This window comes from Ignavibacteriales bacterium, from assembly GCA_026390815.1.
Lineage (GTDB): Bacteria > Bacteroidota > Ignavibacteria > Ignavibacteriales > SURF-24 > JAPLFH01.
This window is the reverse complement of sequence record JAPLFH010000014.1, coordinates 1-24,572: the sequence shown is the minus strand read 5'-3', so window position 1 is coordinate 24,572 and position 24,572 is coordinate 1. Positions and strand designations below refer to the sequence as shown.

Sequence of the window (24,572 nt, the reverse complement as noted above, 5' to 3'; positions counted from 1 at the left end):
AAGCGAAAATATTACTTGACAATTAACTAATCTTAATATTGAATTTGTTATATTCCCCGTAATTATTTTGCTATAACTTAGGATTTCTAAACCATATGTAAATCAAAAACAACATTTAGGATTTATAAATGAAAAGTATAACATTCCTTTTTTTCATTATAAGCTTTATAACGGGTAATGCTGTAACGGAAAATAATTTAATTACAAATATTGATGGCAGAAAAAATATTAGCTTAAATGGCAAGTGGAATATAATTATCGATCCATATGAAAACGGGTATTACAATTACCGCTACCAGCCAAGAGAGGACGGTTATTTTGAAAATAGAAAACCAAAAGATAAGAGCGAACTAATAGAATATGATTTTGATAAATCGGAGCAGTTGAATGTGCCGGGTGATTGGAACACTCAGATGGAAAAACTGTTCTTGTATGAAGGTACAATCTGGTACAAAAAATCTTTTCAATACAACAAGCAATATGATAAACGAGTATTCATTTATTTTGGTGCGGTAAACTATGATGCGGTTGTTTATGTAAATGGCAAAAAAGTTGGTGAGCACGAAGGTGGATTTACTCCTTTTAATTTTGAAATTACAGATGAATTGGCAAGCAATGAAAATTTTATCATTGTTAAAGTTGATAATAAAAGAAAGAGGGAAGGGGTTCCAACACTTAATACGGATTGGTGGAATTATGGCGGTATAACCCGAGATGTTAAGTTGGTAGAGGTACCTGTAACTTTTATCAAAGATTATTTCATTCAACTTAAAAAAGGTTCTTTAAATGAAGTAAGCGGCTGGATTAGAATTGATGGACTTGAAAAAGAACAGGAAATAAATATACAAATTGAAGATGCCGGTATTAAACAAAAAATTCATTCAGATAAAAATGGATATGCATCTTTTAATTTTATTACAAATTTAAAATTATGGTCACCGGAAAATCCATTTCTGTATAATGTAAAAATTATTTCTGCAAAGGATACAGTTGTAGATAAAATTGGATTCAGATCTATAGAAACAAAAGGCGAAGATATTTTCTTAAATGGCAAACCAATATTTCTATGCGGTATATCCATTCACGAAGAAGCTCCGTATAGATCAGGAAGAGCATTTTCAAAAGAAGATGCTGTAACTCTGTTATCCTGGGCTAAAGAACTCGGATGCAATTATGTCCGGCTCGCACATTATCCTCATAATGAAAATATGATTCGTGAAGCAGATAAAATGGGAATGATGGTTTGGGCAGAAATTCCTGTCTATTGGACAATTATGTGGAGCGATTCAAATACATACAATAATGCAAGCAATCAATTAAATGAAATGATTACAAGAGATAAAAACAGGGCTGCTATAATTCTCTGGTCTGTTGCAAATGAAACTCCAAAAGGTGAAGCACGATTAAAATTTTTAACAGGATTGATAAATGAAGCAAGACAAATTGATTCCACAAGATTAATAACTGCTGCAACAGAAACACACTCAGAAAAAAATACAATAATAATTGATGATCCTTTAAGCAATTATCTTGATGTAATTGGAGTTAACGAATATATCGGCTGGTACTGGGGTAAACCTGAAGATGCAGTTTTAATGAAATGGAAATCGGAGTTTAATAAACCATTTATAATTAGTGAGTTCGGTGGAGATGCTTTGTATAATAATCATGGTTATGAAAAAACACGATGGACTGAAGAGTACCAGGAAAGTATTTATCTTAGCCAGATTAAAATGTTGAAAGGAATTTCTTTTTTACGAGGTGTTAGTCCATGGATATTAATGGATTTCAGATCTCCACGGAGGCACTTACCAGGCATACAGGATTTCTGGAACAGAAAAGGATTGATATCTGAACGAGGAAATAAAAAGAAAGCGTTTTACGTTCTTCAAAAATATTATATGGAAATTGAGAAAGGGAAGTAAAAATCTTTATTGGATAAATAAAAATAGGCTGTCCAAAATGAACAGCCTTTGATGAATAATTTTTTTAAGGTAATAATATTGCGCAAGCGATAACTGTAGTCCAAAGTCCAGTCTTTTCACCTTCGGCAGATTGAGTTATGTTAAATGTTCTAACAATTTTACCAGACATTTTAAATACTTGTTCTCTTTCATCCCAACCTGTATCAGGATTGAATTCGATTCCTAAAGTTGTTGCAAGCATTTGAGCTGCTAAATCTTCAGCATAATCTCCGGCAACTTTTTCAGTTTCACCAAATGGATGATGTTCTGATAAATAACCATATTGATTTGCATCTGCTGGTATAGCTACACCAATCGATGCAGCAATTAAACGGTTTGGTTCGTTGGTGGAATTTCTTGCCATCACGCAAAAAGTTATTTGTCCTGCCTGAAGTTCTTTTAATCCTTCTTCTTTTGTAATTCTTTTACATCCTGCTGGATAAATACTACTAACGCTTACAAGGTTGCATTTTTCAATGCCGGCGTTGCGTAAGGCTAACTCGAAAGACTGGAGGTAAGCTCTATGCCGACCTACCCCTTTTGTAAAGAATATTTTTGATGGAACATACAATTTATCATCTCCTTTTTTAGTTAATAATTATTTTTGCAAATTTTCGCTTGCCAACTTTCAATATTTTTTCTTTGTCCAATTTTATAATGGAATTTATATCAATTACTTTTTCTCCATCGATTGTAACTCCGCCTTGCTGTACCAATCTTCTGGCTTCTTGCTTGGAAGGAGCAAAATTAACTTTTACTATTAAATCAAGTATTGCAATATCCTTAACTTCTTCATTAAACTGAAATTCCTCAATTTCATCTGGAAGTCCTTTATTGATGAAGATATTATCAAACTCTTTTTCAGCATTTTCAGCAGCTTTGGCATTGTAGTACATTGTAACCAAAGTTCTTGCCAATTTTCTTTTTATATCTCTAGGATTATTCTTTTCATCACTTAAAAAATTCTTAATCTCCAACAGATAATCGCTGGAAACATTAGTAGCCAATTCGAAATAAGTATAAATCAAACTATCGGCAATAGAAAGTGTTTTACCATAAATATCTTTCGGCTCATCATTTATTCCAATATAATTTCCATAGGATTTACTCATCTTTTCAACACCATCAGTTCCGACAAGTAAAGGCATTGTTAGGATTACTTGCGGCTCAATCCCAAATTCGCGTTGGATATCCCGACCAACAAGCAGATTAAATTTCTGATCGGTGCCGCCTAATTCAACATCAGATTCAATAGCAACGGAATCCATTGCCTGGGCAAGAGGATAGAGCAGTTCGTGCATGCTTATTGGTTCATTAGCTTTATATCTTTTCGTAAAATCATCGCGCTCCAGCATTCTTGCAACAGTATATTTAGATGAAAGTTTGATTACATCTTCGAATGACATTTTACTTAGCCACTCGGAATTGTAAACTATTTTTGTCTTTTCCTTTATTAAAATTTTTGAAGCCTGTTCAAAATAAGAAATACCATTTACTTTTGTTTCTTCCAACGTAAGTGATGGACGGGTTACATTTCTACCGGATGGATCGCCAATCATTCCTGTAAAATCGCCAATAATTAAAATAGCCTGATGACCAAGCTGCTGGAATTGCGCCAACTTTCGCAATACTACAGAGTGACCAATATGTAAATCCGGGCGTGTGGGATCGCAGCCGAGCTTTATTTTAAGCGGTTTATTTTCTTTTATACTTCGCTCTAACTTTTTAAGTAGCTCTTCTTCAGGAATAATTTCAGATGCACCTCTTTTGATTAAGTCCATCTGTTCGTTAATTGAAGCGAATTGAATTTTTTCAGTCATCTAATTTCTTTCTAATAACATTTATTTGTTTTAAACTGGTTCCGATTGCACAGTTCTAATATTTAATTCTTCTTTCCTGTTCTCTGTTAAAATCTCTTTTAGCAATATCCTCTCGTTTATCGTGAACCTTCTTGCCTTTTCCAACAGCCAATTCAATTTTAACTAAACCTTTCCTTATAAACACTCTTAATGGTACAAGCGTTAATCCTTTTTCTTTTACCTTTCCAATCAGCTTTCTGATTTCATTTCTTTTTAGAAGTAACTTTCTTTCTCTTAACGGATCGTGGTTGTTAATATTTCCCTGATCGTAGCTACTGATATGGCAATTGATCAACCAGACTTCACCATTACGCACTGTTCCATAACTATCAAGAAGATTTATCTTTCCCTGTCTAATCGATTTAACTTCGGTTCCTTGAAGTACAATTCCTGCTTCATAGGTGTTGATAATAAAGAACTCGTGGCTCGCCTTACGATTAACAGTTATATTTTTTTCTTCGATGTTTTCGGGCATATTTCCTTTAATGAGAGTGTAAACTTATTCTTAAATAGAAAAAAAATCAAGAAACCAAGTACATTTATATAAATTTTTTTTGATATATCCCAATAAAGTTGAAAAATTATTTATTTAAAACTTATGAAAAATACTGATTTAGTTTTATAAAGAAAGAAATTTTATTGTTTTTTTGCAAACGGACTTTTCCTATAAGAATTGATAGTTGTTAATTTTAGTAATGATTTTAGTAATCAGTCTTTCAAAGAAAACAAAGGGGCAAATTGTTTTAGTAGTTAGCGTGTTCATCCTCCTTCAGTTGCAAACTCATTCTTTTAAAAAATCATAAACCATTTCCTATTGTGGTTGATGTAACTGGACTTTGAGAAGCTCAATGTTATTTTTTGATGCAAATGGTTTTTCATATTTATTCCTTATTCAAGTTAACATTCAATTGAATAGTTATTCGGTTTTGTTCAGCTATGTTTTTTGTAAAAACATTTGGAATCAGTTTTTCTTTTTATTATACTATCAACGGTGATAAAGTCATTAGAGTTATAGTCCTTAATAATTTACTTAGCTGATTTGTAGTTTAATATAAATTGTTCGTGCTCTTAAATGATTTTAATAAAGGCAAGGGGTTTTTTATGGCAAACATTTATTTCTTTCATCAATGCTTGTCTGTTGACAGGAAATTTCCTTATAGCTACTTAAGCTAAAGCAGTAATAATATTTTTTTAGCAAGGTAAAAAATACCAATGCTGCGGGGAAATTTATTTTTGTTTTATTCCAATCATAATTATTTGTTAGCCAAAACAGATTTGGATTGTGCATTTCTATGCTCAGAAAATTCAACAGCATTTTTATATGCAGCTTTAGTTTTGCAGTACCTTTCTAAACACAGAAATTACCCAATAAAAAAAGATTTTCCCCCCGGGGAAAAAGATATTTATTCCCAAACAAATGTTATTTGTTCCAAAACAAATGTTAACAACAGCCGAACTAATGTAAACAGTTCCGAAAGAAATGTTTTTTGTCTCAGAAGGAATGTTAACTTCTGCCCAACAAATGTTGATGATAACTATACAAATGTTAACAACAGCCGAAGAAATGTTTTTTGTACTCAAATAAATGTTAATGACAGCCAAAGAAATGTTAATTGTTTTTAAAGGAATGTTTTTTCTTTATGAATAAATGTTTTTTATTCTGCTATTTATGGAAAAAATAGTGGAATTTAATTCAAAAATAAGGTTCACAATCAAATAAAAGAATAAATTCTAATAACAAAAGGAGGCTGAAATGGTAAAGTATTTAAGAGAGTTAGTTGATCAATTGGTTTCCCTTAAAAACGGGATAATTAAAAACCCGGCTAAATGGGCAGACCACGAAATAACCCCTGAAGCAATCCAGTTAAAAATCGATCAGCTTACCGTAAAAGAGAAAGAAGTTGATGATACAAAACAGCTACTTGCGGAAAAACAAGCAGAGGCAAGAACGCTTGAAACAGATGCGACAAAGTATGCTGAAAAAATTGAGAACTATGCAATTGCTTTCCACACTGAAGAACCGGAAAAACTTGCCGAATACGGAATTGAGACAAAGAAAGAATACAAAAAGAAACAAGCCCCAACTGTAAAACTAACCGTAACAATTGAAGATGATACTGACGGAGAAGGATTTATTCTTACAACAGTAAAAGATGCTGATGCTGAAATGTACGAATGGTACAAAGGGGAAAGCCCCGATGCTGCAAAGACTGATTTAATACCGGTAATGAGTTTGTTTAAGACAACAAAGAAAATTAGTTTTGTTGATGACGAAATAAAGAAAGGAGTAAGATATTTTTATAAAGTACGCCCGGTAAATACTAAAGGCGAAGGACCCTGGAGCGAAGCAGTGAGCAGGGTGCAGTAGTTGATATTAAGAAACCTTCAAGGGTTGCAAATTACTTTGAAGGTTGTTTAAAATTAGTGCTGTGATGTTATGTCGTTAGTTCTTAAATTCATTGCAAAATGGAAAAAGAATTTGAGTAATGAATATTCTTAAAATTGCAGAATCGGAGATCCCAGTTTCGTCGATTCACCGATTCTTAAATGCTTGATTCCGGCTCGCCCGGGTTATGTTTTATACTTTTTAAAAGTATAAACTAAATCATCCAGTAAAAGGAAAAAAGAAATGAATAAGAGATTTTTATTTTTAATTATCATCCTGCTATTTGAACAAGTATCAGCACAGCAAGGCTGGTTCTGGCAGTACCCAAAACCACAAGGAAATACACTTAATGATATTTTTATTTTTGATTCTGCCAAAGCAATTGCAGTTGGAGATTTGGGAACAGTAATAAAAACATACGATGGCGGAAAAAACTGGGATGTTCAGCACCACGCTGGCGGAACAGACATAGATTTATACAGTGTTCACTTTACCGACACATTAAATGGCTGGGCTTGCGGAGGTATATGGTGGATGGAAAAAAATGTTTTACTAAAAACAACTGATGGTGGAAAAAAATGGGAAGAATTAGAGACGGGAAATACCTTACCACTTAATGCCGTTTATTTTGTAGATGCTGATACAGGCTTTGTTGTTGGTGAGGATGGAATAGTACTAAGAACTACAGATGGGGGCAGCAGCTGGGATATACGTAATATGAACGATTATATTGGAGGTTACTTAGATGTATTTAGATTGTTGGCAATAACATTTACAGATAAACAAAATGGTTTTATTGTAGGTTCAGGGTATTATGGCAACCAAATTTATAAGACAACAGACTGCGGAAAAACGTGGCAGTGGGATGAAAATGTTATTAGGCCAAAAATATTTAGCGATTTAAACGACATTTGTATTATTGATAAGAACAGTGGTTTTATAGTTGGCAACGCAGGTGTGTTTTTAAAAACTAAAGACGGAGGTAATACCTGGCAACATGATAGTGTAGGTGGTACAGAGTATTCCGTGTGTTTTACTGATTCACTTAACGGATGGATAGCAGGTGAGGGATTTATATTGGGAACAACTGATGGCGGTGAAAGTTGGACTGAAATTATTACAAATAATGCTTTATTAAAAATAAGATTTGCTAAACATAATTTTGAAGAAGAAGGAACTGGCTGGAGTGTTGGTGTAGATGGAATGATTTATAAAACTACTAACGCAGGTGAAAACTGGATTACCCAAAGAGAGAAAAAATATGATTTCAGATCTATTTATTTTGTTGATGAGAGCAATGGCTGGGCTGTTGGCGATAGTGGGGTAATTTTACACACAGAGAATGGAGGTGCAAATTGGAATAAACAAAATCAGAATGATAGCTTAATTTTATCTTCTGTTTGTGCAATTGATAACCAAAATGTTTTTGCAGTAGGTTCTGTACTTGATCTTGAATATATCCCTACAAGAGTAAAAAATGCAATAATATTACTTTCAACAGATGGGGGACAAAATTGGCAAAAACAAATATTTGATACTTTATATGCATTCAATTCAATATTTTTTATAAATAACTCGGTGGGATGGATTGCTTCAGGTCTTAGTTTATTAAAAACTACAGATAAAGGAAATACATGGAAAAATATAACAACTGATAAGAATATACCTACACAAAATCTACAGTTCATAAATAAAGATGTTGGCTGGGGGAACTTATATGGTGGGTACAATATTTTCAAAACTATTGATGGTGGGAAAAATTGGAAATCTGTATGCATTGATTCCACTTTCTCTGTAAACTCTTTTTATTTTATCAATGCGGATATAGGATGGGCAGCGGGAGTAGGTCATGATCCTATTACATACTACTGGAACAAATATATTTACAAAACAATAGATGGAGGGGATAGTTGGACTCTTTGTACAAATGTACCAAGGGCAGAATATAGCTCAATCTCTTTTATTAATGAAAACATTGGATGGGCAGGCGGAGCAAAAAATTTTGGTTCGTTATGGGAATCCCAAATGATTAAAACTACAGATGGAGGCAAAACCTGGTTTGAACAGAATGCACCTAACACGGTTGGAATAGCAAGTATTTTTTCAGTAAATGAAAACATTTGCTATGCAGTAGGATATGATGGAATATTTAAAACAACGGATGGCGGAGGGATTGTTTATGTAAAAGAAAAAGAAAATAACGCTGTACCAAAGAACATAGAACTTTATCAGAATTTTCCTAATCCATTTAATCCAACAACGGTAATTAACTATCAGTTATCAGAACCCAGCGATGTTAAACTGAAAATATATGATGTGTTGGGAAGAGAAATAGCAATGTTAGTTAATAAATTTCAAAAAGAAGGTAAATATTCGTTTAATTACAATGCCGATGGACTATCAAGCGGGGTTTATTTTTATGTACTTCAGGCAGGGGAATTGACTTCAACAAAGAAAATGATCTTGATCCGATAGTGCAATTAATATCAACGTTTTGTAAGGAAAAAATTCCAATGTTATTTAAGAGCAGTATTCCCCCATAGTAAATAAATTCCGCCGGAAGCGAACTTTGCAGGCTCCTACTCCCGGCGGTTTGGCTCCTTTATTATACCAGGACAATTGGGCTTTGCCAATAATATCCTCTGGTATCGGGGCTTTCTGTTTTTATAACTACAAAGAAAATAAAATAATTGCAAATAAAAAATTTATGGAGATATAAAAATGTTTAAGAATATATTTATAATATCCTTCCTCCTTTGTGTAATAGCATTACAGATTTCTGCGCAGGAGAAATGGATACCATTTTATAAACAGGAAAGATCAGCACCTTCAGTGAACTTAACTACATCGAACAACAATAATGTATCTTTTACAGTTCAGATTAATGGCATCTCAGTTTCAGATAGAAAATTAGAAAAAATAACATACCAATCCTTATCATTTCCTGAGGGCGAAGTAATTTCCAAAGAAGGTTCTCCTCAGGTGCCAATGATTACGAAGCTGATTGCTATTCCGGATTGTAATGATATTTCAATTTCTGTTATACCTTCTGACCAAAAGGAATTTAAAAATTATAATATAGTTCCAGCACCAAGATATGAAAAAAAGAAATGGCAGGATGGCAGCGACTTTCAGGAAGAAATATTTGATGAGGATAAAACAGTTTATTCTTCATCTTCAGATTTCCCGGGAAAATATGGTGAGATAATTGAGACCGGTTATTGCCGTGATCAAAAGGTTGCACGAATTGCAATTTATCCTGTACAATTTAATCCGGTAGGCAAAGCTATAAAAGTTTTCACAAACTTTTATATCAGCGTTTCTTTTACTAATCCAACCTCCGCAGTTAATAAAGAACTTGGCATATTCCGAAATATGATGCACCATGCAGCTTTGAATTATGAATTAAGCGGGTTAAGTGCCTCATCAACAGGAAAAGAAGTAAACGAAATTATTTCTAATATTGGCTTAAATAAAAACACGCCTGCAAGTGTTACTTCAGGAAGTGTTACAAGAGTAACTAACCTTTCTACTTTAGTTGGTTCTTTAGCAATACCAGTTGATTATCTGATAATTACGCACTCCAGCCTGTTTAACAGTAGTTACTTAACAACACTTGCCAATTGGCGGAGAGATCATAACAGCTATGATGTTGTTATTTGTCAGGTTGACGCAGCGGGAACTAACAATGATATTTATGATTTTGAAGATACACCAGGTCATATTAAATATCCTTCTACAAGCACAACAAGATACATAAGCATACGCGATTTTATTCAAGATGTATATCTTAATGGAAAAGCCAACAACACAGGTAATGGGCATTTAGGTTATATTTGTCTCGTAGGTGATGCACTTGATGATCTAAATACAACGGTAATGTTACCTGCCGCCTATCCACCCAATACCCCACCTTATTATTATACCTCACTTGAACAAGGTGGCGATTATTACTATGCTTGCCTCACCTCAACAGGAGGTACTATTGATAATGATCAGGATGTTATGTATGGAAGAATATCAGTAGGAAACGAAACAGAATTGAGTAATGTTGTAAGTAAAATTACAAACTATGAAGCAAACTCAGCTGGTAACTGGAATAATAACTGTACGTTCGTTTCCTCTGCACCAGAATTTTTTAGCACTGCCGATCCTAAAATGAGGGATATGACCAATATAGTACCACCAACAATTTCTAAAAGCTATGCTTATCGTGCTTATGATTATAGTGCTGCTACTTTAGTAACTGAAGCAAATCCAATCAGAGGGTGGAGATATACTTGGACTCAGTATAATACTAATAATGGATGTTCACAAGTATGTGGAGCTGCTGATTTAAATTATTGGCTCTATACTAAGTTAAACAGTGGTATTCATACCTTCGTTTATGAAGACCATGGCGGATGGAATGCATTAAATCCAAATGAGGGCTGCGGCAGAAGAATTTTTTATTTAAACGGAGGAAATTGTTGTGATGGAATTGATACCGGCAGCGTTAATACTAAATTAAATAATAGTCTATATTCATTTATGATTTTCAATTGCTGCGATGCAGGTCATTTGGATCATACTTCAGGGGATTGTGTTGCTGAGGTGGTTGCTAACTTTGCTAACAAGGGCGCGATTGGTATAATAGCTTCTTCAAGAGATAGTAATACAGGTTCTTTTGGACTAGTGGATCAGTATGTTATTGAAGCAGAGTATAATCATCTTTCACACGTTATGGGTGAGGCAGTGATGGAGATGAAACTAAGATTGAGCCCAAGTCCATACAACGATCATCTTCAATATAGACGTCAATACAATCTTTATGGAGATCCGGCATTAAATCTTTTTCCAACTGGTTATACAATTACAGAAAACCTTACAATGTCGGGTAACAATACAATTTCTGAAAATATAACAGTTGCATCTGGAGTAACACTTACAGTTTCAGCAGGCGCTAATCTTCGGTTTACGAATGGAGCTGCACTAACTGTAAATGGCACTTTAGCAGCTAACGGAACATCTTCAAGCAGAGTAACTCTAAATTTTATAGCTAATAATAATAATGGAATAACTGTAAACAGCGGTGGCACTGCTAATATTTCATATTCAGATATTTCTAATGCACTTAATGGAATTTATTTTAATCAAGGCGCAGGAACAGTTGACAATTGCACAATGTCAAATTGTTCTAATGGAGTTCAGATAACTTCAGCAACTCCTACAATCCAGTATTGTACAATCAGTAATAATGAATATGGAATTAAAGTAACTAATAGTTATTCGCAAAGCTGGACTGCAAGTAATTTTTCTCATAATACAATAACCGGCAATACAAGCTATGGAATATATTTATATAATTCATCGCCAACGCTTACTTATAATACAATAACAGGCAACAATGTAGGTTCAACACTATGGTATTCCAGTAATCCTATTTTAAACCATAATACTTTGAATAGCAATACTAATTACGGATTAGCTTGTTACGGTTCAGCAAGTCCAAATATGTATACTAACCCAACTTATTCTTTTGGAGGTAATAATATTATCAGGTCGAACGGAAATAAAGGAATAGTAATTACTGTTTCTTCCAATCCCAATATTGGTAATGTACCAGCTAATTCCGGTGGAAATAATTCAATATTCGGAAACACAGGTTATGAGGTTGATAATACTTCTTCTAATACAATATTAGCCTGCCGTAATTATTGGGGAAATGCTAACGGTCCTCAAACAGGCGATATAAATGGCACAGTAAATACGAGCTACTATTTAACTTCTGATCCGAATCCCTTACTAAAAATGAGCACCTTTGTGCCTTCTTTTGATTATGACAGCACATTAAATATTCCGCTTGCTATTCAGCAGGCAAATTATGAAATGATTTATAATAATTATAGTAAAGCTTCCGGGATTCTAAAAGAATACCTGGTGAAAGAAAAATTTAGCGCGTTTGGAAATATGGCAGCAGTACTTTTCTTAAAAAATATCGATTTCTATTTGGACAATAAAAGTAGTATAAATGAAGTTGAAATTTTATTAAACTCTGAATTGAGTAATAACGTAAGATATGAACTACTTTCAGGATTATCATTAATTTTTCAAAAAGTAAACAATAATGACGCTGCACTAAATTGCCTGGAAAAAGTGACAGATCTAAAATTATCAAGAGAACAAAACAATAATTTATTATTTCAGAAAGCATTTCTATATATGTACTCTGTACAGGATATTGCTAAAGGTAAATTTTATTTAAACGAGATAATAAAAAACAATACAGACAATTCGTTAGATTATCAATTGGCTCTTGATGAATTGAATTCATTGCCTGATCTTAATAATAATCAACCCAGGTCCAGAAACGTTGAAAAACCTGATTTGACTAAATCAGAAATACCAAATGAATATAATCTTCTCGGAAACTTTCCTAATCCTTTTAATCCAAGTACAACACTAAAATATGCTCTTCCAAAAGTTTCAAATGTAGAATTGAAGATTTACGATTTGATGGGAAGAGAAATTAAGACTTTAGTTTCAGGTAATTTCACAGCAGGTTATAAAGAAGTTGTATGGGATGGAAGAAATAGTTCAGGAGAGCAGGTTTCAAGCGGAATTTATCTTTACCGTCTTGTAGCTAAATCACTGATGGATGGAAAGACGTTTGAAAAATCTGCAAAGTTGATAATGATGAAATAAAGCCACGAATTACACTAATTGACACGGATTAAAAAAATTATAAAGGCGGAGTTAATAGCTCTGCCTTTTTTTAGAAGAATGAAATTTGTTGGTTGGGTAAATAGATATGAAAATAAGATGCGGGTACATTTAAATTTGCTTTTCCTACCTGTTATTGTAATCACTAAACAATTAATCCTCACTCTTAATTTAATTCAACCCTAAATTTTTAATGATAGATTGCCAGAAATATATTAAATTGAGCGGTAAATAAATTGAGGAAAGTTATGCTCCTAATCCAAAAAAAATTAACAAATTCTTTTTATGCTATTCTTAGTTTACCTGCAACTGCTATGGGATTTGCTTTATGTATCCAAATTTCTGCGCTAAGCTGGATCTTAAAAACAAAATACAATCTTGATATCCATGAAATCGGGTTTGTTTGGGCGGCAGGACCATTAGCTGGAATACTTGGTCAGCCAATAATTGGTTTGATTAGCGATAAAGTTTGGTTTTGGGGTGGAAGACGCAGACCATTTATAATTATTGGTGGAACACTTGCCGCTCTTATGCTTCTTGCTCTTCCAAATATTGATAGAGTAGCAAATTTCCTTGGTATTGGTAGTTTAATAGTAGTTGCATTGGTAGTTGCATTAACCCTGGATCTGGCAATAAATATTAGCTTTAATCCAACCAGGTCAATTATTGCTGATGTTACACCTGATGGTGTTCCAAGAACCAAAGGTTATACCTGGATGCAAACTATCTCTGGATTTTTTGGTGTTGGTGCTTATTTTATTGGTGCAGTTATTGGAAACTACGCTTTAATTTATATTGGTGTTGCTATTGTTTTTGTATGCTCAATCTTTCCATTATTCTTTATTAGCGAAAGTAGGGAATTAAACGTTGAAGAAAAAACAGAATCGAATGTTGAAGAAAAAAAACCTGCAACTCAATGGGGACAATTAATTCGTTTGTACCTGGCGCATGGTTTTTCCTGGGTTGGAATTCAAACTATGTTCGTTTATATCATTGCTTACATAACACAAAAAATATTTTTTGTTCAAGATATGCAGCAGAAATTATCACCGGATATTGAAAATCAAATCGGGCAGGTAATTTCAATTTCCTTCTTAATTCTCAACGCAGTTGGATTTATTCTTCCAGCGCTTGTTCTAGAACCAATTACAGAAAAAATCGGCAGAGTAAAAACTCATCTTAGTTGTGTGGCAATTATGGCATTAGGTTATTTTGGAATTGTATTTTTTGGTAAGTCAGCTTTGTCACTTTATATTCTTATGGCAGTTTGTGGAGTTGGCTGGGCAGCTGTTGTTAGCTTACCCTTTGCTATAATGTCCGAAAAAGTTGATAAAAGCAGGATGGGTTTCTTCATGGGTATTTTTAATCTTTCTGTTGTTATTCCTCAATTGATTGCGAGTTTGGCGCTTGGAATTGTAATACAAAATATGGTTGATAAAAATATCATCTTTATTATCAGTGGAATAAGTTTAGCAATTTCTGCAATCCTTTGGTTATTAGTTAAAGATAGTACTAAGAAAACCGGAGATCCTGGAATAATTATTCCAAGTGGTCATTAATTATAAAATTAATTTTTGTAGAATGATAAATTGATTTAGGAAAAATTGAAATGGAAATTCAAAATGTTCCTTTTACTTTAGTTGATTGGGCTGTTGTTGATAAAACTGAGCATCCCGGCGAGACTGGTATTGCTTATTGGAGAACATTTGAACAGGGAAATATCCGCGTAAGAATGGTTGAATACTCAAAAGGATATCTGGCTGATCATTGGTGCAGCCGCGGACATGTATTACTTGTGCTGGAAGGTGAGCTTATTACTGAACTTACAGATGGAAAGAAAATTACACTTTTACCTGGACAAAGTTACCAGGTTGCTAATAACTTAAGCTCTCATCGCTCATATACAAAAACGGGTGCAAAGTTATTTATTGTGGATTGATTTGTTATGCAATTGTTCAAAAAGAATAGAAACAAAATTGCAATTGTAATAGTTAAACAAACTAGTAACAGTTCTTTCTGAAAATTTTGTTTACAAAATATTAGGAGATGATTATGAAAAGACAAATATTCTTAGCGATAGTTTCTTTTTTTATTATATCCGGAATTTCTATCGCTCAGGAAGCTAACAGGAAATCTCTTGCAGTTACAGTCTATAATTCAAATCTTGGAATTGTGAAAGATGTCCGGAACCTGGACATAAAATCAGGAAAATCCGAAATTGAAATAAGAGATGTTGCTCAGCAGATTGATCCAACCAGTGTTCATATTAAACTGGATGGAGAAGTTATTGAACAAAATTACAAGTACGATCTTGTTAACTTCGACAAGATTCTTCAAAAATATATTGATAAAGATATTTCACTAATTGGTGAGACTGGTGAAATGATTTCCGGAAAACTTCTTTCTAATTATGGAGGGCAATTGGTTCTTCAGAAAAAAGAAGGTGGTTTGTTGATGCTGCCGAATACAGGCAAATATCGGTTTTCTGTTGAAGCACTTCCGGAAGGTTTAATAACTAAACCAACATTAGTCTGGTTGGTAAATGCACCTTCATCAAAAAAACAGGATGTGGAAATTTCTTATCAAACTGGTGGATTAAATTGGCATGCCGAGTATGTAGCTGTTCTGAATGAAAACGATACAAAACTCGATCTTAACTCCTGGGTTAGTTTGGAAAATAATTCCGGTGCAACCTATGATAATGCTACTTTAAAACTTGTAGCGGGCGATGTAAATTTAATCCGCCAAAGACAAGAACCAATGATGGAAGCAGTCCGGATGTACAAAGATGCTGGAGCTCAATCTACTTCGCAGTTCGCTGAAAAAGAATTCTTTGAATATCATATTTATAATTTACAACGACCAACTACCTTGGCTAATAACGAAACAAAACAAATTTCTCTCTTTGAAGCATCAAATGTTAATGTTACAAAAAAATTCCTTTATCGTAGTGGAGTTAATTATAATTATTATGGTGATCAGGATGCAAATCGGAAAATAGCTGTTATTGTTGAATTTGAAAATAAAGAAAACAATAATCTTGGAATGCCGATGCCGAAAGGGAAAGTTAGAGTATTTAAATCTGATGATAAATCAATTGAGTTTATAGGTGAAGATATGATCGATCATACTTCGCGCGATGAAAAAGTGAAACTAAAAATTGGAGATGCTTTTGATATTGTTGCAGAAGAAATACAAACCGAAAATAAAAAAATATCTGATCGAGTTAGCGAACAATCATACGAAATAAAATTAAAGAATAGAAAAAAGGAAGATATTGTTGTTGAAGTTGAAAGATATTTGGGATTTTACTGGGAAATATTAAATTCATCATTGGAATATCAGAAAAAGGATTCTCAGAATATTGTTTTCAAAGTTCCGGTTAAAAAGAATGACGAGACTGTTTTGAAATTTAAGGTAAGATACAATTACTAATTTCTTTTATTTTTTCTTTTTAATCTTTTAGCTGGATATTTTAATTTTATCTAATAAATCTAATATCCAGCATACTTTTATTTGTATTTAATCACATCAATCCAGCATTTCTTGTTATAATCCTAATTTCCATTGACAAATTAGAATTCTTTCTATTTATTATTAAAATAACCCAAATGTATTTTGATAATTTGCTGATCACAAATTGAAATAGAAAGGAAAAGTAATGCATAACATTCTGGTAATTGAAGATGATGATGAAACGTTATATTATATTGAAAAAATTTTAAAGGGAGTCGAATATAATCCTTTAAGTGCCTCAAATGGTAAACTTGGGTTACAATCTGCTAAAAATGGAAAACCAGATTTAATAATTTGTAATATAATTCTAAAGGACATGGATGGATTTAAAGTTCTTGAAGAATTACAAAAAAGTGAAAAACTTGCAGCCATTCCTTTTATCTTTTTATCTTCAAAAATGGGGAGATCCTTTCATCGACTTGGAATGGAAAAAGGTGCAGATGATTATATTACCAAACCATTTACCAAATCGGAGTTATTGAATGCCGTATCTGCCAGATTGTTAAGAGCAGAAACGTTTAGAAAATTTAAACCCGTTTCAGATTCAAGAAATTCAAAATCCTATAATACCTCAATTAGTGAATCATCTGAAAATTTAGATGAACAGAAAAAGGAAAAGTTATTTCTTGATGACAATATTTTAATAAATATCGATGACAAACAAAGATTAATTAAGATTAAGTCGATCAAATTAATTTCTGCAGTTGGGGATTATTCACGTATTTTTGCAAACGATAATACGAAGTATATTGTAAAAAGACCGATGAAGGAATGGGAAACTTTGCTACCTGAAAAATATTTTGTTAGAATCCATCGATCAACAATTATTAATCTTGAATACGTAGATAAATTTGAAAAAAGCGCAAACCGGGTTTATAAAGTTTTTATAAGCGATTATTCCAAACCGATAATAATGAGTCGAAGATTCAGTACAAAATTTAAAGAAAGATATATATAACTGAGAACTGGATAATATAAAGACCGCTTATCTCATTTATGTTCCGCTTATCGATAATATGTTGAAAATATTTTTTAAAACAATATATTGTACATGTAAGCAAGAGTATAGAGAGTAAGTAATGAAATTGATATTTAATATGAATAGTTTGCTATAATTGAAAATTAAATAATTTTTACATGCCATTTTCATGGCGACCCCTCAGCCCCATCAGAAGGTTAATCATCATTTATGATGATTCGCTCAGCTCTGGTGGGGTTTTTTATTTTAAATATTTTTCTTCTTGGTATAATTCTCATCTCAGTTTATTTTAAATCATTATGATTCTTTCTTACAAACAACATATTAAAAATACTATTTCGTTAGCATACCCTGTAGTTATTGGGCAGCTTGGGCATGTAATGATGGGTGTAGTGGATAGTTTTATGGTGGGTAAAATTGGAGCTGTTCCATTAGCCGCCTCGGCAATTGCTAATGGTTTATTTTTCCTAGTATTTGTAATTGGATTAGGAGTTACATTTGCAATTTCTCCCTTAGTCGCAATTTCCAATGGTGCTGGAAAAGAAAATGATTGCAGTAATATTTTAAGACAAGGGTTAGTAGTAAATGTAGTTATTGGAATATTATTAACATTATTAATAATATTTGGTGCAGATTTGATTAAATATATGAATCAACCCAAAGATGTTTCTGAACAAGCAATTATTTTTCTTAAGATTGTGGGATTGTCAATGCTTCCGCTTATGGTCTTTCAAACATTCAGGCAATTCATTGAAGGTTTTTCTGTAATGTATCCCGCAATGATTATAACAATCATTGCTAATCTTGTTAATGGTTTTGTAAATTGGTTATTAATATATGGTAATCTTGGTTTTCCCCGGCTTGAACTTGCTGGTTCCGGAATCTCTAACTTGATTAACCGTATTTTTATGGCAGTTGCAATTATTATATACGTTTTCAATTCAAAAAAATTTCGTGATTATAATTTATCATTACGTATTCGCTTTTTAGATTTTCAATTAATAAAGAAAATTTTAAAACTTGGTTTGCCAAGTGGTTTTCAATATTTTTTTGAAGTCGGAGCTTTTTCTTTTTCTGCAATAATGATTGGTTGGTTAGGGACTAAGGCTTTAGCTGCACATCAAATAGCAATGAGTCTTGCTTCTATAACTTATATGGCAGCTACAGGAATTTCTGCTGCCGGTGCAATTCGTGTTGGTAATGCTGTAGGTGCAGGAAATATTACAGAAACAAGACGATCCGGTTTTGCTGCTTTGATTTTGGTGATTTCTATGATGGCATTATTTGCTTTGATTTTTATTGTATTCAGGAATGCTCTTCCAACAATTTACATTAGTGATAATGAAGTAATTTCCGTTACTGCAACTCTCCTGGTTATAGCTGCATTCTTTCAAATATTTGATGGTTCTCAAGCTGTTGGACTTGGAATTTTAAGAGGATTAACCGATGTGAAAATTCCAACAGCAATTACTTTTATTGCTTACTGGATCATCATGATTCCTGCAGGATATATTTTAGCTTTCAAATTTCAATTTGGTATCCAGGGAATTTGGTCGGGTTATATTTTAGGTTTGGTTGCTTCTGCTTTTCTTTTAAATATTAGATTTAATGTAAGAAGCAAGAAAAAAATTCATTTATAATTTTCTCAAGAATTTTCTTTAATAATTTATATCTGATTTCATTTTTCATTATTTTCCACAAGAGTACAAATTTATTATTTGGAAAAATCATGAAAAAATCATTTATCCTCTGGTTTGTATTAATTACAATTATCTTTGCACAAAAAAGCTGGATAAGAGTTAATCAATTAGGGTATTTGGAAAAATCAATCAAAGTTGCTGTATTCCTCAGTAAGGAAAATACTCAACCTTCCTTTTTTGAATTATGTGATGCTTTAACTGGTGAAACTATTTGGAAAGGAGAAAAGGTAAAATCATTTGGCATATACGGAAATTTTATTTCATCATCAAGATTGGATTTTTCAGAATTCCAGAAAACTGGTGCCTACTACATTCAGATAGGTGAATTTAAGTCTCCGATTTTTAGGATAGCAAATGATGTTTATAATGGAACAGCAGATTTTTTGCTTAGATATATGCGTCAGCAACAAAGCGGATATAACCCATTCTTAAAAGATTCCTGCCACACTCAGGATGGTTTCATAATCTATCATCCTACCCTTGATTCAACACATATAAATGTTTTTGGTGGATGGCATGACGCGACTGATTATCTTCAATATGTTACAACATCAGCAAACGCAGTTTTCCAAATGTTGTTTGCATATCAGCAAAATCCTTCTTCTTTCAAAGATGATTTTGATAAAGATGGAAACCCTGGTTTAAATGGAATACCAGATATTGTTGATCAGGCAAAGTGGGGTTTGGATTGGTTAGTTAAAATGAATCCATCGGCTGATTTGATGTTCAATCAACTTGCAGACGACAGAGATCATGTCGGTTTCAGACTTCCAATAAACGATAAAGCAAGCTATGGAAAAAATACAGAACGCCCGGTATACTTTTGTTCAGGAAAACCACAAGGTGTTTTCAAATATAAAAATCGTGCTGATGGTGTAGCCTCTACCGCTGGGAAATTTGCATCTGCATTTGCTCTTGGTTCGCAGGTAATAAGAAAATATTATCCGGAGTTTTCTGAAATGATCAGGAAAAAATCAATTGATGCTTACAATCTTGGAAAGAAATATCCCGGTGTTTGTCAGACTGCTCCATGCAAATCACCTTATTTTTATGAAGAAGATAATTATGTTGATGATATGGAATTAGCTGCCTCCCAGCTATATCAAATTTCCGGTGATAAAAAATATATTGATGAAGCACAAAAGTATGGAAATAAGGAACCTGTTACACTCTGGATGGGAGCTGATACCGCCAGCCATTATCAGTGGTATCCTTTTTTGAATCTTGGGCACTACTTCCTTGGTAAAGACAATAATAAAAAAATTTCCAAAACTTTTACAGAATATTTTAAAAAAGGAATTGAAAATGTTTACCAGAAAGGGAAGACAAATCCTTTTTTAATTGGAATTCCTTTCATCTGGTGTTCCAATAATTTAGTTGCAGCAATGCTTACTCAGTCTAAATTATATTATGAAATTACCGGTGATTCCAAATATCAGGAGATGGAAGCTGCATTACGCGATTGGCTTTTTGGCTGCAATCCCTGGGGTACAAGTATGATAATTGGATTACCAGAAGATGGTGATTATCCGGACGATCCGCATTCATCTATACAAATAATTACTAAAAGAAGAATTGATGGCGGATTAATTGATGGACCAGTTTACTCAACAATCTTTAATAAATTGGAAGGATTAAAACTTGCCTCACCAGATGAATATGCAGATGTGCAGCCGGGTAGAATGGTTTATCATGATGATTATGGAGATTATTCTACGAATGAACCAACGATGGATGGAACTGCAAGCTTAACTTATTACCTTTCAGCTCTTCAGGGTGAAGGTGAAAAATCTTTAGTAAAAAAGATTTATCAATTTGATCAAGGTGGAATTATACGAACAGACCGAAGTAAAAAAGAAATTCATCTTTTATTTACTGGTGGAGATTTTGCTGAAGGTGGTAGTGTTATAAGACGAGTTTTAAAGAAACATAAAATCAAAGCTCATTTCTTTTTTACAGGTGATTTTTATCGAAAACCAGAACTTGCATCATTAATTTATAATCTTAAAAACGATGGACATTATTTAGGTGCACATTCCGATAAGCATCTTCTTTATGCGCCCTGGGAAAAAAGAGATTCCCTTTTAGTTACACGGGATGAGTTTATTTCTGATCTGAAGGCAAATTATGCTGAGATGGAGAAATTCAAAATCAAAAAGAAGGATGCTTTTTTCTTTATCCCGCCATATGAATGGTATAACCAAAAGATAAGTGATTGGTGTAAAGAAATTGGAATTCAGTTAATTAATTTTTCTCCCGGCACTTCTTCCAATGCTGATTATACGACGCCGGATATGCCAGGCTATAAAAGCAGCGATGAAATTTACAATCGTATTTTAGATTATGAAAAGAATAATGTAGATGGTTTGAATGGATTTATATTATTAACGCATATTGGAACGGATGCCAGGCGAGAAGATAAATTTTATAATAAGCTGGATAATTTGATTACTGACTTGAAGAAGAAAGGTTATAAATTTACTTTACTTCAGGAATAACCGGGATAAGATAAATTTTGAATGGTTGGAATGAACGTTTACTTCCATTCAATCTTCTTTTTAAACGTTGCGTTCAGGTAATGAAAGATTAGAAATATTTCATATTCAATTTGTAAATAAAATATTTGGTAAGGCTTGAATTTATAGCCAAACTTATCTGCGAACGAAATTACAGTAATTTCATCAATGATAAGTTTTACAAGAAAAAATATAATGTAGCTCCAATCAACAAAAGCAAGAAAAGGTGAAAAGAGAAAAAGCAAATTCATAAAATGCCATAACGCAAGAATAAATTTGTGTCGCCATAAATAAAAGTTGGATGTAGTTGTGTGTCTTGCTTTTTGATTAAAATAATCTTTGAAATTATCTTTTGTAGAAGAATGAACAAAAGCTTTTCTGTTAGTAACAGTTCCAATCTTCAGCTTATTCTTTACAGCTTCACGGATAAGCAAATCATCATCTCCACTTAATGTTTCGGTTGTATTTTGGTACCCGTTAATTTTGTTGAAAGCGTTCTTTCTGAATCCAAAACTTGCACCTCCGGCTGAATATGGCAAACCCAAACCGGCAAATCCAAAAGTAAGAATGGATGTTCTTAGCTTTTCAAAACAAGAAATATTATTAACCATCGATTTGCTTTGGTAAAAATTTATACCACCCAAAACAAAATCATATCCTACTTCAAACTTTGTTGCAAATGAACTTAACCATTGCTTTTCAACAACACAATCCGCATCAGTTATCATTATAAAAGGATTTTTTGCATTTTGAATTCCAATTGTTAATGCACCTTTCTTTCCAGGTAACGATTTATTATTTGCAGAAAAAAGAGAAAAATTAGTTTTGCTCTTGATCGTTTCAGTAACGATTTGGAAAGTTTTGTCTGTGGAATTATCATCTAAAATAATTACTTCAAATTGATTTTGAGGATAATCTAATTCTGAAAGTGAATGAATTAATCGAACGATGTTTTCTTCTTCATTTTTTGCAGAAATTACAATTGAAAATTTTATTTTATTATGCTGTAGGTTATTACTATTTTGCAATATAAAGAAAAGCGAAAAAGCAATTAAGAGATTGCTTACAATAAATAATGTTATTGAAAGTATTAGAATAATTATCATCAAACTATAAGATTAAATGAAAGCAATATCTGGAATTTTAATTCTCCTTTTAGTTTTGTTTTTCAATTCATACTCACAAAAATCAACGGATAAAACAAAAACTGATAGGATTGTTTTTCAAAAGGATCGAAATGAAGTCAATATTTCAAGTGATCCTTTCATCCAAAATTTAATTAATCAAATTTCGAAGAGTAATTTAGTAAATGAAATAACCAAATTACAATCTTTTAAAACAAGACATTCGCTAAGCGATTCAATTCAATCAGCAAAGAACTACCTAATCCAACAATTAGTTTCTTACGGCTATTCACCGGTAACATTTGAGTTTAATTATTCCGGTAGAATCCTTTCAAATGTAATTGCAACAATTCAAGGCATAAGTAATCCGGAAAAAATTATTGTTATTGGCGGGCATTATGATTCAACCTCACCTGACATTTCAAATTCTCCGGGCGCTGATGACAATGGTACCGGAGTTTCAACAATTTTGGAGGCAGCAAGAATTTTTAAGTACTACCAGTTTGGTTATACAATTAAGTTTATATTTTTTGCTGCTGAAGAACAAGGATTAATTGGTTCGGAAAGATGGGTGCAAAACTATGTGGTTCCCAAGAACTTAAATATTATTCTTATGATGAATTTAGATATGATTGGCAGTGATAAAGCTTTTAACAACAAATCTATTTATTGTGAAAGAGATGAAGATAACATTCCGAGTTCTAATAATGTTACTTCTGCTGCTTATACAGATACTTTAGCATCTTTCATTACAAATTATACAAACCTTACTCCCGAAATTAGTTTTGCCTGGGGAAGTGATTATATTTCTTTTGCTGATGCCGGCTATATTATTACTGGAATGTTTGAACGAAATATGTCTTCTCACTATCACAAAAGAACTGATTTATTGGAATTTATTGATACTGCATATTATTTTCAGACATCTAAAGGCGCAATTGCTGCGATGGCGTACTTTAGCAGGGTAATAAAAGATACATTAGTTGTTCCGGTTGAATTAACAAGCTGTAGTTTTTTTGAAGTTGATAATGGAGTTTTAATTGAATGGGAAACAGCCAGCCAGTTAAATGTAGCAAGATTTGTTATTGAAAAAGAAAACTGTTTAACAAATGAAAAGTTTGTTGTTAAAGAAATAATTGCAGATGGCACAACTAATATTTCTAAAAATTACTTTTATACTGATATTAAAACTCAACCAGGTACTACATATATCTATCGTTTAATTGAAATCGATTTTGATGGTACAGAGAAAATGTTAGCCGAAAAAAAGATTAAGATTACACACCAGCCAGAATACTTATTGTTAGCGCAAAACTATCCTAATCCATTTAATCCATCAACAAAAATTAAATACTCATTAAAAAGCAGCGGGTATGTAAAACTTTCGCTTTTTAATTGTTTGGGTAAGTTTATTGTAAATCTGGTTGATGAGTTAAAACCTACGGGTGAATATGAAGTTGAATTTAATAATAACCAAACTTTAGCTTTATCGAGTGGAATATATATTTATAGGATTTCTTATAGAACAGAGAATGGGCAAGCTTTTAACGCTGTAAAAACGATGGTTTTGTTTAAATAAAACCTGAGTCTGTTGTACAACTCGAATATGTCATTCTGAGCAGGCCTGCCTTTGTCGAGTCTGTTGCAGAACTCGAATATGTCATTCTGAACGAGCCTGCCTTTGTCGAGTCTGTTGCACAACTCTATTTTTCAATAAAGTTAATTAAGACAAAAAGAGAAATAATATTTTAATAGATAAATTATGTTTTTTAAAAAGCTTTCAGAACCCGCTTTAATTTTTTTATGATTTATACACTTGATTAATC

15 protein-coding genes are annotated in these 24,572 nt (G+C 32.7%); 11 read left to right on the top strand and 4 right to left on the bottom strand.

Annotation, left to right across the window (positions count from 1 at the left end; all coding sequences use genetic code 11):
- The first annotated feature begins 128 nt into the window (after positions 1-128).
- Positions 129-1,925: a beta-glucuronidase gene (locus NTX22_06090; GenBank protein ID MCX6150074.1), complete on the top strand. Its 1,797-nt coding sequence runs from the start codon at positions 129-131 to the stop codon at positions 1,923-1,925.
- A 64-nt stretch (positions 1,926-1,989) separates the two neighbouring features.
- Here the strand turns inward: NTX22_06090 and NTX22_06085 are convergent, their stop codons facing one another.
- Genes NTX22_06085 through smpB form a run of 3 tightly spaced genes read right to left on the bottom strand, consistent with a single transcriptional unit; the run spans position 1,990 to position 4,298 of the window.
- The gene (locus tag NTX22_06085; protein MCX6150073.1) at positions 1,990-2,535 is read right to left on the bottom strand and encodes an arginine decarboxylase, pyruvoyl-dependent; all 546 of its coding nucleotides are present in this window, start codon (positions 2,533-2,535) and stop codon (positions 1,990-1,992) included.
- A gap of 16 nt (positions 2,536-2,551) precedes the next feature.
- Positions 2,552-3,784, bottom strand: a complete 1,233-nt coding sequence (gene tyrS, locus NTX22_06080; GenBank protein ID MCX6150072.1) for a tyrosine--tRNA ligase — start codon at positions 3,782-3,784, stop codon at positions 2,552-2,554.
- 55 nt (positions 3,785-3,839) lie between these two features.
- Positions 3,840-4,298: an SsrA-binding protein SmpB gene (gene smpB, locus NTX22_06075; protein MCX6150071.1), complete on the bottom strand. Its 459-nt coding sequence runs from the start codon at positions 4,296-4,298 to the stop codon at positions 3,840-3,842.
- A gap of 1,278 nt (positions 4,299-5,576) precedes the next feature.
- Between smpB and NTX22_06070 the strand changes: the two genes are divergently transcribed.
- The 9 genes from NTX22_06070 to NTX22_06030 all read left to right on the top strand — a co-directional run bounded on the left by NTX22_06070 (position 5,577) and on the right by NTX22_06030 (position 21,604).
- Positions 5,577-6,191: a hypothetical protein gene (locus tag NTX22_06070; GenBank protein ID MCX6150070.1), complete on the top strand. Its 615-nt coding sequence runs from the start codon at positions 5,577-5,579 to the stop codon at positions 6,189-6,191.
- A gap of 261 nt (positions 6,192-6,452) precedes the next feature.
- A complete protein-coding gene (locus NTX22_06065) occupies positions 6,453-8,684 on the top strand; it encodes a YCF48-related protein (protein MCX6150069.1) in 2,232 nt (743 codons plus the stop codon).
- A 246-nt stretch (positions 8,685-8,930) separates the two neighbouring features.
- On the top strand, positions 8,931-12,893 hold the full coding sequence (locus tag NTX22_06060; protein MCX6150068.1) for a C25 family cysteine peptidase: 3,963 nt from the start codon (positions 8,931-8,933) through the stop codon (positions 12,891-12,893).
- 266 nt (positions 12,894-13,159) lie between these two features.
- Positions 13,160-14,470 carry an MFS transporter gene (locus NTX22_06055; GenBank protein MCX6150067.1) on the top strand — a complete coding sequence of 437 codons (1,311 nt, stop codon included), beginning with the start codon at positions 13,160-13,162 and terminating at the stop codon, positions 14,468-14,470.
- Positions 14,471-14,520: 50 nt separating this feature from the next.
- On the top strand, positions 14,521-14,850 hold the full coding sequence (locus NTX22_06050) for a DHCW motif cupin fold protein (protein MCX6150066.1): 330 nt from the start codon (positions 14,521-14,523) through the stop codon (positions 14,848-14,850).
- Positions 14,851-14,963: 113 nt separating this feature from the next.
- Positions 14,964-16,346: a hypothetical protein gene (locus NTX22_06045; GenBank protein ID MCX6150065.1), complete on the top strand. Its 1,383-nt coding sequence runs from the start codon at positions 14,964-14,966 to the stop codon at positions 16,344-16,346.
- Positions 16,347-16,572: 226 nt separating this feature from the next.
- On the top strand, positions 16,573-17,385 hold the full coding sequence (locus NTX22_06040) for a LytTR family DNA-binding domain-containing protein (GenBank protein MCX6150064.1): 813 nt from the start codon (positions 16,573-16,575) through the stop codon (positions 17,383-17,385).
- 320 nt (positions 17,386-17,705) lie between these two features.
- Positions 17,706-19,046: an MATE family efflux transporter gene (locus tag NTX22_06035; GenBank protein MCX6150063.1), complete on the top strand. Its 1,341-nt coding sequence runs from the start codon at positions 17,706-17,708 to the stop codon at positions 19,044-19,046.
- An 89-nt stretch (positions 19,047-19,135) separates the two neighbouring features.
- The gene (locus tag NTX22_06030) at positions 19,136-21,604 is read left to right on the top strand and encodes a glycoside hydrolase family 9 protein (GenBank protein MCX6150062.1); all 2,469 of its coding nucleotides are present in this window, start codon (positions 19,136-19,138) and stop codon (positions 21,602-21,604) included.
- A gap of 38 nt (positions 21,605-21,642) precedes the next feature.
- Here NTX22_06030 and NTX22_06025 read toward each other — a convergent pair whose 3' ends face one another.
- The gene (locus NTX22_06025) at positions 21,643-22,728 is read right to left on the bottom strand and encodes a glycosyltransferase (GenBank protein MCX6150061.1); all 1,086 of its coding nucleotides are present in this window, start codon (positions 22,726-22,728) and stop codon (positions 21,643-21,645) included.
- 16 nt (positions 22,729-22,744) lie between these two features.
- Between NTX22_06025 and NTX22_06020 the strand changes: the two genes are divergently transcribed.
- Complete coding sequence (locus NTX22_06020; GenBank protein MCX6150060.1) at positions 22,745-24,325, top strand: M28 family peptidase; 1,581 nt, start codon at positions 22,745-22,747, stop codon at positions 24,323-24,325.
- The last annotated feature ends 247 nt before the right edge of the window (positions 24,326-24,572 follow it).

What these genes read in the sequence shown, in the direction of transcription:
- NTX22_06055 (MCX6150067.1), top strand. Translation starts at nt 13,160, where the DNA reads ATGCTCCTAATCCAAAAAAAATTAACAAATTCTTTTTATGCTATTCTT.
- smpB (MCX6150071.1), bottom strand. Translation starts at nt 4,298, where the DNA reads ATGCCCGAAAACATCGAAGAAAAAAATATAACTGTTAATCGTAAGGCG.
- NTX22_06020 (MCX6150060.1), top strand. Translation starts at nt 22,745, where the DNA reads ATGAAAGCAATATCTGGAATTTTAATTCTCCTTTTAGTTTTGTTTTTC.
- NTX22_06035 (MCX6150063.1), top strand. Translation starts at nt 17,706, where the DNA reads ATGATTCTTTCTTACAAACAACATATTAAAAATACTATTTCGTTAGCA.
- NTX22_06070 (MCX6150070.1), top strand. Translation starts at nt 5,577, where the DNA reads ATGGTAAAGTATTTAAGAGAGTTAGTTGATCAATTGGTTTCCCTTAAA.
- NTX22_06030 (MCX6150062.1), top strand. Translation starts at nt 19,136, where the DNA reads ATGAAAAAATCATTTATCCTCTGGTTTGTATTAATTACAATTATCTTT.
- NTX22_06060 (MCX6150068.1), top strand. Translation starts at nt 8,931, where the DNA reads ATGTTTAAGAATATATTTATAATATCCTTCCTCCTTTGTGTAATAGCA.
- NTX22_06045 (MCX6150065.1), top strand. Translation starts at nt 14,964, where the DNA reads ATGAAAAGACAAATATTCTTAGCGATAGTTTCTTTTTTTATTATATCC.
- tyrS (MCX6150072.1), bottom strand. Translation starts at nt 3,784, where the DNA reads ATGACTGAAAAAATTCAATTCGCTTCAATTAACGAACAGATGGACTTA.
- NTX22_06040 (MCX6150064.1), top strand. Translation starts at nt 16,573, where the DNA reads ATGCATAACATTCTGGTAATTGAAGATGATGATGAAACGTTATATTAT.
- NTX22_06025 (MCX6150061.1), bottom strand. Translation starts at nt 22,728, where the DNA reads ATGATAATTATTCTAATACTTTCAATAACATTATTTATTGTAAGCAAT.
- NTX22_06090 (MCX6150074.1), top strand. Translation starts at nt 129, where the DNA reads ATGAAAAGTATAACATTCCTTTTTTTCATTATAAGCTTTATAACGGGT.
- NTX22_06050 (MCX6150066.1), top strand. Translation starts at nt 14,521, where the DNA reads ATGGAAATTCAAAATGTTCCTTTTACTTTAGTTGATTGGGCTGTTGTT.
- NTX22_06065 (MCX6150069.1), top strand. Translation starts at nt 6,453, where the DNA reads ATGAATAAGAGATTTTTATTTTTAATTATCATCCTGCTATTTGAACAA.